This is a genomic window from Marinobacter sp. CH_CUG1437-1, from assembly GCF_037029655.1.
In the GTDB taxonomy this organism is placed as follows: domain Bacteria; phylum Pseudomonadota; class Gammaproteobacteria; order Pseudomonadales; family Oleiphilaceae; genus Marinobacter; species Marinobacter salsuginis.
Genome location: NZ_JAYMEW010000001.1, coordinates 1,046,914 through 1,059,085, shown reverse-complemented (window position 1 = coordinate 1,059,085; position 12,172 = coordinate 1,046,914). Strand labels below are relative to the sequence as shown.

Genomic DNA, 12,172 nt, shown 5'->3' with positions numbered 1-12,172 from the left:
ATTCACTCGACAGAGATGGCCGACGGCCATCGCACAGAACAAAAGTCAACCAGAAAGGGCGAAAAATAATCAGTTTTTTCACCGCCCAGCCCCTTCAATCATGGTCCACCCGGCGGTATCATTACCGCCCTTCGGATGCTGGATCGGTTACTTATTGAACAACCGCTCAGCCCGACCTTTGCTTAACCCGCTGTGACACGGACTCAGATCATGCTGCCAACGGCAAAAATCGGGCCGTACACCTTGCCCAACCCCTTGATTGTTGCGCCCATGGCTGGCGTAACAGACCGCCCTTTCCGTCTGCTTTGCCGGAGATTGGGCGCCGGTCTGGCGGTGTCGGAGATGGTCATAGCGGACAGCAAACTCTGGCATACGCGCAAATCCCGGACACGTCTGAATCATCAGGGTGAGCCGGAGCCCCGTTCGGTGCAAATCGCCGGCGGTGATCCGCAGATGCTCGCCGACGCCGCACGTCAGAATGCGGAATTCGGTGCCCAGATCATCGACATCAATATGGGTTGTCCGGCCAAGAAAGTCTGCAACAAGGCCGCCGGCTCTGCTCTGATGAAAGATGAAGCCCTGGTGCGCGACATTCTTGAGGCGGTGGTTCAGGCGGTTGATATTCCCGTCACCCTCAAGATGCGTACCGGATGGGACCGGGACAATCGCAATGCACTGGTCGTTGCCCGAATGGCGGAGGATGCTGGTATTCAGGCTGTTGCCATTCATGGCAGAACCCGTGCGGACAAGTACGAAGGCAACGCCGAGTACGACACCATAGCCGATGTGAAATCCCGCATCAGCATCCCGGTGTTTGCCAACGGGGATATTACATCCCCTGAGAAAGCCCGGGACGTGCTTCGACACACCGGTGCCGATGGCTTGCTGATAGGCCGTGCCGCCCAGGGTAGCCCCTGGATTTTTCGGGAAATCCGGCATTTCCTGGAAACCGGCAGCCACATGGCCGCACCGGAGCTGGACGAGGTCGAAGATATTCTGACCGAGCACCTCCAGGCACTGCACGCCTTCTATGGCGAGACCATGGGTGTGCGCATTGCCAGAAAACACGTGGGCTGGTACCTGCAATCCCACGATCCGGGTAAACAGTTCCGCAAGCGCTTCAACGCCATCGACGATGCGCTGGAGCAGAGAGACACGATTCAACGGTATTTTGCAGGCTTACGAAATGGAGAGGTATTCGCAGCATGAGCGCTGAGACTTTGGCAAACGATAACCTGAGCACCCCGGCCAACGATGATATTCATCAGTTGCAGACGGTGAACAGCAGCGGCAACACCGTCACCCTGCGTGACAGCGTGGAGGTTGCCCTGAAAAACTACTTCGCCCAACTGGACGGCGCTCCGGTGACCGAGGTCTACCAACTGGTACTGTCCGAGGTGGAAGCTCCGCTGCTGGAGCAGGTGATGAAATACACCCGCAACAACCAGACCAAGGCCTCCACCATGCTGGGCCTGAACCGCGGCACCCTGCGCAAGAAGCTGAAGCAGTACGGTCTGCTATAATCCAGACACCCTGATTTGACGAGGGCCTCCCGGACACCATTCGCGAGGCCCTTATTCGTTCATCTCCAGCGAAGAAAGTGACCCATGGCAAACCAGGCTAACACCTCCGTCCGTCGCGCCCTGATCAGCGTGAGTGATAAAACCGGCATCGTCGATTTCGGGCGTGCCCTGACCGAACGCGGCGTCGAGCTGCTCTCCACCGGTGGCACCTTCCGGCTCCTGAAAGAAAACAACATCCCGGTTACCGAAGTCTCCGACTACACCGGTTTTCCCGAGATGATGGATGGCCGGGTAAAAACCCTTCACCCGAAGATTCACGGCGGGATACTTGGCCGTCGGGGCACTGATGATGCGGTCATGTCCGAGCATGGCATCAACCCCATCGACATGGTCGTGGTCAATCTCTACCCCTTCGAGGAGACGGTTGCCAAACCCGACTGTGATCTGGCGACTGCCATTGAGAACATTGATATCGGTGGTCCGACCATGGTTCGCGCTGCGGCCAAGAACCACAACGACGTTGCCATCGTGGTGAACGCCTCTGACTACAGCCGGGTCCTTAAAGAGCTGGACGCCAACGATGGTCAACTGAGCTACAGCACCCGGTTTGATCTTGCGGTCAAGGCATTTGAGCACACTGCGGGCTACGATGGCGCCATTGCCAACTACCTGGGTGGCCGCACGCCGGACAACGACAACGCTGATTTCCCCCGTACCTTTAACGCCCAGTTCGTGAAGGTCCAGGACATGCGCTATGGCGAAAACCCGCATCAGCGCGCGGCCTTCTACGCCGAGCGTAACTCGAAGGAAGCTTGCGTAGCCACGGCCAAACAGCTCCAGGGCAAAGAGCTCAGCTACAACAACGTAGCCGACACCGATGCCGCCCTGGAATGCGTGAAGCCCTTCGCCGACCCGGCCTGTGTGATCGTCAAACACGCCAACCCCTGTGGCGTAGCCATCGGTGCAGATATCCGTCAGGCCTACGATCTGGCCTTCGCCACCGACCCCACCTCGGCGTTTGGCGGCATCATTGCCTTCAACCGGGAGCTCGATGCAGAGACCGCCAAAGCCATCATTGACCGCCAGTTTGTGGAAGTGATCATCGCCCCCACCGTCGCTCCGGAAGCGGTGGAACTGGTCGCCGCCAAGAAGAACGTGCGCCTGCTGGCCTGCGGCGAGTTTGATGGTGAACGCGCCCGTTCCATGGACTACAAACGGGTAACCGGCGGCCTGTTGGTCCAGGACCGGGATCTGGGCATGGTGGCCATGGAAGACGTCAAAGTGGTCACCGAGCGCCAGCCCTCCGAGCAGGAACTCAATGACCTGCTGTTTGCCTGGGAAGTAGCCAAGTACGTTAAATCCAACGCCATTGTCTATGCCAAGGCCGGCCGCACCATTGGCGTGGGCGCCGGCCAGATGAGCCGGGTCTACAGTGCCAAGATTGCCGGCATCAAGGCCGCGGATGAAGGTCTGGAAGTGAAAGGGTCGGTGATGGCCTCTGACGCCTTCTTCCCGTTCCGGGACGGCATCGACGCCGCCGCAGCAGCCGGCATTACCGCTGTGATCCAGCCTGGTGGCTCCATGCGCGATCAGGAAGTGATTGATGCGGCCAACGAACACGGCATCGCCATGGTCTTCACCGGCATGCGCCACTTCCGGCACTGAGGGATACGCAACATGAATATTCTCGTTATTGGCTCCGGCGGCCGCGAACATGCCCTGGCCTGGAAAGCCGCCCAGTCACCCAAGGCAGACCGTGTTTTTGTGGCGCCCGGCAACGCCGGCACGGCACGGGAAGGCGGCCTGGAAAATGTCGACATCGACGTGATGGACCTGGACGGACTGGCCAACTTCGCCGCCACCAACCACGTTGGACTGACCATCGTCGGCCCGGAAGCGCCGCTGGTGGCAGGCATCGTGGACAAGTTCGAACAGCGTGGCCTGCGGGTATTCGGCCCGAGTGCCGGCGCCGCGCAGTTGGAAGGCTCCAAGGCCTTTACCAAAGATTTTCTGGCACGCCACAAGATTCCGACGGCCGGCTATGGCAACTTCACCGACGTTGACGAGGCTCTGGCCTATGTCCGTCAGCAGGGCGCCCCTATCGTGGTCAAGGCTGACGGCCTGGCCGCCGGCAAAGGCGTGATCGTGGCCATGACCCTGGAAGAAGCCGAAGACGCCATTCGCGACATGCTGGCAGGCAACGCCTTCGGTGATGCCGGTAGCCGCGTGGTCATCGAGGAATTCCTTGACGGCGAGGAAGCCAGCTTTATCGTGATGGTGGATGGCAAGCATGTACTGGCCATGGCCACCTCCCAGGATCATAAACGGGTGGGCGATGGCGACACCGGCCCCAATACCGGGGGCATGGGCGCCTACTCCCCCGCTCCGGTGGTTACCGCCGATGTGCACCAGCGCATCATGGATGAGGTCATTTACCCGACTGTGCGTGGCATGGCATCTGAGGGCCACCCCTACAAGGGTTTCCTTTACGCTGGCCTGATGATCGACAACAGCGGCGCCCCGAAAGTGATCGAATTCAACTGCCGCTTTGGCGACCCGGAAACCCAGCCGATCATGCTGCGGATGAAGTCCGATCTGGTGGAACTGTGCGATGCCGCTATCGACGGCAAGCTGGACCAGTGTCCCTCAGAGTGGGACGACCGGGCCTCCGTGGGTATCGTACTGGCAGCCGGTGGTTACCCGGGCAGCTATAACAAGGGCGATGCCATCTCCGGCCTGCCGGAAACCGAAACCGAGGGCGAGAAGGTGTTTCACGCCGGCACTCGCCTGAACGGAGACCAGGTCGTTACCAACGGTGGCCGTGTACTTTGCGCCACCGCACTGGGCAACACCGTTACCGAGGCTCAGAAACGGGCTTATGAACTGGCCTCACGGATCCAGTGGGACGGCGCTTTCTATCGCAAGGACATCGCTTTTCGGGCCATTGCCCGCGAACAGTCCTGAGCCCTGGCAGAACCAGTCGGCGAAAACACAGCCCGGTCATTGACCGGGCTTTTTTATGGAGTAATGTAAACGCCTCGCAACGGATGCCGACAAGCCAACCCAAAGGAGCCCCTGATGCCACGCCCGCTAACCCTCAATCTGTTCCTGATTCTGACTGTCTCGCTGGTTCTGAGCGCCTGCTCACGCCAGGGCATCTACGAGACGGCCATCGGGCTCGAACGGTCCTCGGCGGGCCTGGAAGCAGATACCGTGACTGTCGATAGCATGGATATCGCCTACCTGCGGAATCACGAGGCGGTGGATGGCGACACCATCGTTATGATCCACGGGTTCGGGGCCAACAAAGACAACTGGACCCGCCTCGCCGGCCACCTGACCGGCGATTTCAATGTCTACGCGATCGATCTGCCCGGGCATGGTGAGAGCAGCAAACCCCTCGATATCGGCTATCGCCTGGAAGACCAGGCCGGTTACGTCGCACAGATTCTCGGCGCGCTTTCCGTCGATGACGCCCACATTATGGGCAACTCCATGGGGGGTGCGATTACGGCTCTCTATGCCGCCAACCATCCCGGTAAAGTAAAATCGGCGGTGCTGTTCGACCCGGCGGGTATTCTCGAGTATGAAAGCGAGCTGGTGGATCTGGTGATGGAGGGAGACAACCCCCTGATCCCCAGGAAACCCGGTGATTTCGAGCGACTCATGGAATTTGCACTTGAGAAAAAGCCCTTTGTGCCCTGGCCGATCATGGGTGTAATGGAAGAGCGGGCCATTGCCAATCGGGAAGTGAACGAAGTCATTTTTGCGGCCATCCGGGACGCCGGTTTCGAGTCGGACTTCCGCGACGCCATCACAGAGATTCAGGCGCCGGTCCTGATCATCTGGGGCAAAGAGGACCGGGTTATAAACTACCGCAACGGCGAGGTGTTTGCGGAAGCAATACCGGGTAGCCGCCTGGAGCTGATGGAAGGCATTGGTCACGCACCCATGGTGGAGGCCCCCGCAGAATCGGCAGAACTGTTCCGAACCTTTATCGGGCAACCAGCAGAATGAAGCCTTTGGGGGTTACTTTGCCTGCCTTCCACCTTCTGCGAGTACACGAGCAGAGGAAAACAGGGTAGCCTAGCAACTATTGTGTTTTTGACATCCGAATTGATACCCCATGCCTGAAGCGATCTGGATTACCTTTGCCTTCGGCCTTGGCCTGCTGGTCAAGCTTGTTGGACTCCCTCCGCTTGTTGGCTATCTGGCCGCAGGCTTCGTGCTCAGTGGCATCGCCGAGGCAACCGGTGTTGTGATCGAGGAGACCAACGTTCTCCAACACATCGCGCACCTTGGGGTACTCCTGCTGCTATTCACCGTCGGGCTTAAACTGAAGCTCCGTTCCATCGTCAGCCCGGAAGTGATTGGCGGTAGTTTGCTTCATTTCGGAATTACCTGCGCGGTCTTTACGCCCGGGCTGTACCTGCTCATGGATATCGAATGGTCGACAGCCTTGATGCTGGCCATTGCCCTGTCCTTCTCGAGCACCGTACTGGCGGCGAAGGTGCTTGAATCCAAACGGGAGCTACGGGCATTCCACGGTCGGGTCGCCATCGGCATCCTCATCATGCAGGACCTGATTGCCCTGGTCGTCATGAGTCTCGCGGCCGGGAAGACACCTTCCGAGTGGGCGCTGATTGTGTTCGGGTTGCCGCTACTTCGACCTCTTCTGTTCCGACTGTTGGATGCCAGCGGCCACGACGAACTGCTGGTTCTCTTGGGCTTGCTGCTTGCGCTTGTGGTCGGCGGACTTGGCTTCGAAGCGGTTGGTCTGAGTTCCGAGCTTGGCGCACTTGTTTTCGGCGCCATGCTGGCCAATCACCCTCGCTCCCAGGAGCTTTCCAAATCGCTCTGGAGCGTCAAGGAAGTGTTCCTCGTGGGCTTCTTCCTGCAAATCGGCATTGGCGGGCTGCCCGATGGCGACGCGCTCCTCTTTGCCGTGATTGCCGGCCTGGTCCTTCCGCTGAAAGGCATTCTGTTCTTTTTCCTGCTACTGGCCTTCCGCCTGCGGGCCCGCAGCGGCTTCCTGAGTGCGCTGGCACTGACCAACTACAGCGAATTTGGCCTCATTGTCGCCAGCGTTGCCTTGCCTGAATGGCTGGTACCTCTGGCCATTTCGGTGTCTCTGTCGTTCCTGGTATCAGCGCCCATCAACCGGTTCGCGCACGGCCTTTACGAACGCTACGCCCAGGGGCTTAGCCGGTATGAGGGCAGCAAGCATCATCCGGACGAACAACCGCTGTCATTGGGCGACACCCGGGTGCTGATCATGGGCATGGGGCGGACAGGCACCGCTGCCTACGACTGGCTGATCGATGACCAGCCCAAACTGATGGGGCTCGACTCCGACCCGGCTAAGGCCCAACAACACCAGAAAGAGGGCCGCAACGTGGTCTTTGCTGACGCGGAGGACGCTTCTTTCTGGAATGGTTTGCACATGCCGGCAGTGCAATCGGTGATCCTTGCCATGGGTGATATCGAGGGCAAGCTCATCGCCGCGCGTATGCTTCGTAAGCTGGGGTTCAAGGGGTTTATCGTGGCACACACCATGTATGAGGACGAAGCAAAGCAGATCCGGGAAGCTGGCGCCGACGAGGCTTATCTGACCATGAGCGAGACCGGCGTTGCGCTGGCCAGCCACCTGATCGACGAGACACCGGCAAAACCGTCCCTGGTGACGGGCAATCCGGAGTAGTGGAATCGGCCCGAACGCCTAACGTTTACTCTCGCTCAAGTGCACAGGTCCTGAAGCCGGTATAGACATCATTGCGCTGGGGCAGATAAGCCTGACGATAGGTGCCGCGGATCAGACAGGATGATGTCGCGCACCCGCCACCTTTGGTGACCTTGTGATCGCCGAACTGCAAGGTGGACATGAAAGGGTACATGTCCACCTTGAAGCCGTCATAAGGGAGGAACTGATCACTGGTCCACTCCCAGACCGTTCCGGTCATCTGGCGGCAGCCAAAGGGACTGTCGCCCTCAGGAAAATCAAACACCGGGTTCTGGGCCATGGCTCTCCCGTCCAGATCCGCGAGCTGACTGGTCGGCGCCTCATTCCCCCAAGGGAATCGCCGGAACGGCTCGCCCGGACGATTCCCCAGAGCGGCAACTTCCCATTCGTGTTCTGTCGGCAGCCGACGCCCTGCCCAACGACAATACGCCTCTGCTTCCCAGAACGTCACATGGGTAACCGGAGCGTCCGGATTCAGGGGCTGCCACCGGTCGAACACTCGCTCCTGCCACTGCTCATCATGCCAGCGCCAGTACAGCGGGTGACGTGGAGCGCGGAACAGGGGTTCCCGACTGCAATGAACAAGGGCCACGTCGGTTTCGGTCTGAAGCCATTTGCGTCCGCCAAATGACCAGAGGTCAGGGCGCCGATAGCCGCCGTCTTCCACGAACTCCAGGAACTGGCGGTTACTGACCAGGCATTTCGAAATGGCGAAAGCATCCAGCTTCACGCTGAAGCGCGGCTTTTCATTGTCAAAGGCGAAGTCGTCACTGGCATACCGTTGGGATTCGCCCGGCATCCCGATCAGCCACTCCCCCGCCGGAACCACCGCATCTCCGTGATGCGGTTCACCCGGTGCAGGCCGGTACAGATCGGTGTCTGGCGGCGCCGGGTAACCGATGGTCTGACGGCACCAGATCATCGACTCGATGTGCATGTTCTGGTGGTAGATCGCGTAGCGGTAAAGGTAACGGGCCTGATCGGTCAAAGGCTCTTTTTCGATCCGTTCAGCCACACGGTCATAGATAAGATTGAAGTAATCGAGGGTCTTCTGGCGCCCGGGAAACAGCTCCCGGTTCCAGCGATCCCGGTGCTCGATATGGAACGAATCCCAGAGATCGTCCATGGATGGATCGTGGCTGGGCGTGCCATCCAGCAGATTGAATACAAACACCTCGTAGAAGAAGGCAGCATGCCCCATCTCCCAGAGCGGTGGATTCACGCCCGGATGGTAGGGAACATCCAGCGCGCTTTCCTGCAGAGAACCTACAAGGGTTTCAGTACGCTTGCGTGTCCATTCAAGCTGATCCAGCAATTCCGCCTTTGCCGCATCGATTTGCTCAATCGCTGTCATCTTGCCAACCACTTATCATCAACGGTTTTGTCAGCATACCAGAGAGTGCCAAACCGCGTTAAACGGACTCACCCCCAGACTGCCAGAATGACAGGGACTGCCACCAGGGCCACCAGTAAAGACAGCGGAAGCCCCAGGCGCCAGTAATCGCCAAACCGGTAGCCACCGGGTTCCATAACGAGCGCGTTGGACTGGTGCCCCACGGGCGTCAGGAAGGCGCAGGAGGCGCCAATAGCCACTGCCATCAACATGGCGTCTGCGGCAATGCCCAACTGGCCCGAAAGACTCAGTGCAATGGGGGCGACCAGAATGGCCGCCGCCGCATTGTTCACGACGTTCGACAGCAGCATGGTCCCCATCAGTACAATCGTAACGACCACCCAGGCCTCGCCCCCGGAGCCAAGCATCAGCATCCAGGACGCTATCAGCTCCGCGCCACCGGTGGTTTCGAGGGCCTGACCCACCGGAATCATAGCCGCCAGCAAAACGATGACCGGCCAGTCGATCGCACGGTAGGCTTCCTGATTGCTGAGCACGCCACTGAGAACCATTGCGACGGCACAGGCAACCAGGGCAACAGGCGGCGACAACCAGCCCACAACGATTCCTCCGATAGCAGCCACAAACAGTCCACCGGCCAGTAAGGCGTTGCGCTCACGGCCGAACCGGAGTCCTCGTTCTGCCAGCGGAAGGCACCCGAGTTCCTGAAGGGTAACGCGCAGGGTGTCCTCCTCACCTTGCACCAGGAGAATATCACCAGCCTGAAAGCGAATGTCCCCCAGGCGGCGCTGCAACCGCTGCCCCTGGCGTGCAACCGCCACAATATTGAGGCCATTCTGCTCGCGAAGATTCAGCCTGTTGGCGGTTTTCCCGATCAGGCCTGATTCCGGCGTGATGACCGCTTCCAGCAATCGGACATCACCCTCGGACAGAGACTTTTCGCGCGGTTTTTCCGGTGCACTCTCCTGCTCGTCAGCCTCTTTGTAGGAGAACTCCTCTACATTCGCCAACTCAAGACCAGTGCTGTCGAGAAATTCCTGCAAAGCGTCGGTATCCGCCTCCACCAATAGCAGATCGCCACCACGCAAAACGGAAAACGTCGATGGTGCCAGAGACCGCTTGTCATCCCGGATCAACGCCAGCACCACCACATCCTTGTCGGCGTCAGCCCGGGTCAGCAGGCCATGGAGTGTGGCGCCAACATGCGAGGAATCGTCGGGAACCCGGAGTTCGGTCACATAATCCCCGACACTGAACAGCTTGCCGCCATCATCGGGTTTGCCTCGTCTTGGCGTCAGGCGCCACCCGACCAGCGTGATAAAGGCAATGCCTGCCAGGGTAATCGCCAGGCCTACCGGCGCGAAATCAAACATGCCAAAGGATCCCGCTTCCCGATAACTGGCAATGATGATGTTCGGGGGCGTGCCAATCAGCGTCATGGTTCCCCCCAGCAGAGAACCAAATGCCAGTGGCATGAGCAGCAGCGACGGAGAGCGCCCCGCTTCCCGGGACATCCAGATTGCCACCGGCATAAGAAGCGCAAGCGCACCGACGTTGTTGATGAAGCCCGAGCACAGGGCCACCACAGACGTCAGCATCAGCACCTGCAGGGTCGGCCGGTGCCCCACCTTACCGAGCAGGCGCGCCAGGCGGTCAACCACGCCGCCATTGACCAGCCCCTGGCTGATCACCAGAACCGCAGCCACGGTCACAACAGCCGGATGGCCGAAGCCATCGAATAGCTGATCTGCCGGCACGATCCCGGCGATGGCAACGGCGAGAAGCGCCATCAGGGCGACCAGGTCAAACCGGATTCGATTCCAGACGAACAGCACCAGGGCGATGCCCAGTATCGAAAAAACAATAGCCTGACTGACGCTCACTGTAACTCCATGCTTTCAGTCCCTGCCCGTCTGGTTTGCAGTCTGTGTCGGCAAACTTTACAGGGAGCCAGGAATGACAGAACCCTCTCTCTTTAAGCTCCTGAAAGGCCTACAAGTGTATAAACTGGCATACAAACTGAATGTCCGCCAGCAGGAGTTGTTTGCCTGTTTCCCCCAGCCGTATGCGGTCACAGGGCAGTGATCGGATCGAGCAGTTCCGGTATTACCAACATTTACTGAACGTCCAGCAGTTCGTTTTCCAGGCAAAGTCTCAGGGAGAGTCGCCATGAAGGAAAAACGACCGCTCGTTTGGTTGTCGGCGGTGTACCCGTGCCTTTCTGTCAGCGGGCCCTTGCTCAGGGACTGGCAGCTTGTTCACATTCCCATTTCAGACAAGCCCACGTCAGGTGAGACGCCCGTCCATGGGGCCAGAGTCGGCGTGTTTGATCTTGGCTCGTTAAGCGCCGATCAACTGACCCACCTGCCCGAATGGCTGGACACGATTCCGGTCCAGCACTGGATTGCCACGCTGGAGCCTCACCAGATCCGGAGCCCGGACGCCTGTGCCCTCATTAACCGTTACTGCACGGACTACCACACGAGGCCTCTGCAGGCCGAACGCCTCAATGCCATTCTTGGCCACCTTTGGGGTATGTCTGAACTTCAGGCGGAGGCGTCACGGACCAAGCCCGCCTGTTATCACGACGTTGCTCTTGAGGGTGACTCGGTGGCGATCCGACATGTCAGAGCGTTATTGCAGAAATTTGCCCGCACGGAGGAATCCGTACTGATCTATGGCGAGAACGGGACCGGCAAAGAAGCCGCAGCCCGTTTCATACACGATCATTCACCACGTAAAAACAAGCCACTGATCGCCGTGAACTGTGCAGCCCTGCCCCGCTCACTGACCCAAAACGAGCTCTTCGGCCACGAAAAAGGCGCTTTTACCCATGCCATGAGCGTCCAGAAAGGGCGCATTGAAGCCGCCAATGGCGGCACTTTGCTATTGCTCGGTGTCGACGAGCTTGAATCAGAGCAACAATCCGCCATTCTGCGCTTCCTCCAGGAAGGCCTGATCGAGCGCCTGGGCTCCAACCATCCCATCAGTGTCGACACTCGACTGATTGCAACAAGCACCAAGCCGCTTGAACAGCTGGTCAAGACCGGGGCCTTCCGCAGCGACGTATTTTACCGGCTTGGAAGCCTGCATGTGTTGTTACCACCGTTGCGGGAACGCAAGGAAGACATTCCCATCCTGGCCAGCCGGATACTGTCGGCCACACCCTCAGCCAGAGGCACCAGGCGCCTCACGGACGATGCAATGATTTGCCTGGCCGGGCACCCCTGGCCCGGCAACCTCAGGGAACTGCAGAACCGTTTGCGTCAGGCATTATTGCTGGGAGAAAGCCCACAGATCGGGGCCGAAGACATGGGGTTTTCCACCAACCCGGCGGATAACCACGACCGAAACCGAGACCTCTCACTGGATGCTTTCCGCTCCAGAGCCGATCGGCAGGCGATCTCGGTAAGTCTCGCGCTTGCCCACAACAACGTGTCGGCAGCTGCCCGGCTGCTGAATATTTCACGGGTTTCGTTCTACCGGCTGATGGACAAGCACCACGTGCCCCATGGCCCCTCAACCCGGCTCCAGAAAGACAGCTGAAGGAGTTTC

The 12,172-nt window shown here is 59.2% G+C and carries 9 protein-coding genes; 7 read left to right on the top strand and 2 right to left on the bottom strand.

Annotation, left to right across the window (positions count from 1 at the left end):
• The first annotated feature begins 210 nt into the window (after positions 1–210).
• The 6 genes from dusB to WA411_RS04750 all read left to right on the top strand — a co-directional run bounded on the left by dusB (position 211) and on the right by WA411_RS04750 (position 7,224).
• Positions 211–1,209 (top strand): tRNA dihydrouridine synthase DusB, encoded by a 999-nt coding sequence (gene dusB, locus WA411_RS04775; protein ID WP_069182020.1) that lies wholly within the window; start codon positions 211–213, stop codon positions 1,207–1,209.
• Entirely contained in the window at positions 1,206–1,523 is a 318-nt protein-coding gene (gene fis, locus WA411_RS04770; protein ID WP_008170934.1) for a DNA-binding transcriptional regulator Fis, read from the top strand. Before dusB ends, fis begins: the two co-directional genes overlap by 4 nt.
• Before the next feature lie 84 nt (positions 1,524–1,607).
• Positions 1,608–3,188: a bifunctional phosphoribosylaminoimidazolecarboxamide formyltransferase/IMP cyclohydrolase gene (purH, locus tag WA411_RS04765; RefSeq protein WP_291904338.1), complete on the top strand. Its 1,581-nt coding sequence runs from the start codon at positions 1,608–1,610 to the stop codon at positions 3,186–3,188.
• A 12-nt stretch (positions 3,189–3,200) separates the two neighbouring features.
• Positions 3,201–4,487, top strand: a complete 1,287-nt coding sequence (gene purD / locus WA411_RS04760; RefSeq protein ID WP_291904339.1) for a phosphoribosylamine--glycine ligase — start codon at positions 3,201–3,203, stop codon at positions 4,485–4,487.
• A gap of 114 nt (positions 4,488–4,601) precedes the next feature.
• Positions 4,602–5,540, top strand: coding sequence for an alpha/beta fold hydrolase (locus WA411_RS04755; protein ID WP_291904340.1), 939 nt, complete (start codon positions 4,602–4,604; stop codon positions 5,538–5,540).
• 109 nt (positions 5,541–5,649) lie between these two features.
• Positions 5,650–7,224: a cation:proton antiporter family protein gene (locus tag WA411_RS04750; protein ID WP_069182024.1), complete on the top strand. Its 1,575-nt coding sequence runs from the start codon at positions 5,650–5,652 to the stop codon at positions 7,222–7,224.
• A 25-nt stretch (positions 7,225–7,249) separates the two neighbouring features.
• Here the strand turns inward: WA411_RS04750 and senA are convergent, their stop codons facing one another.
• On the bottom strand, positions 7,250–8,617 hold the full coding sequence (senA, locus tag WA411_RS04745; protein WP_291904343.1) for a selenoneine synthase SenA: 1,368 nt from the start codon (positions 8,615–8,617) through the stop codon (positions 7,250–7,252).
• A gap of 68 nt (positions 8,618–8,685) precedes the next feature.
• Positions 8,686–10,500, bottom strand: a complete 1,815-nt coding sequence (locus tag WA411_RS04740; RefSeq protein WP_291904344.1) for an SLC13 family permease — start codon at positions 10,498–10,500, stop codon at positions 8,686–8,688.
• Positions 10,501–10,786: 286 nt separating this feature from the next.
• On the opposite strand from WA411_RS04740, the gene WA411_RS04735 reads away from it, so the two are divergent.
• Positions 10,787–12,163: a sigma-54 dependent transcriptional regulator gene (locus WA411_RS04735; protein WP_291904345.1), complete on the top strand. Its 1,377-nt coding sequence runs from the start codon at positions 10,787–10,789 to the stop codon at positions 12,161–12,163.
• Positions 12,164–12,172 lie beyond the last annotated feature (9 nt).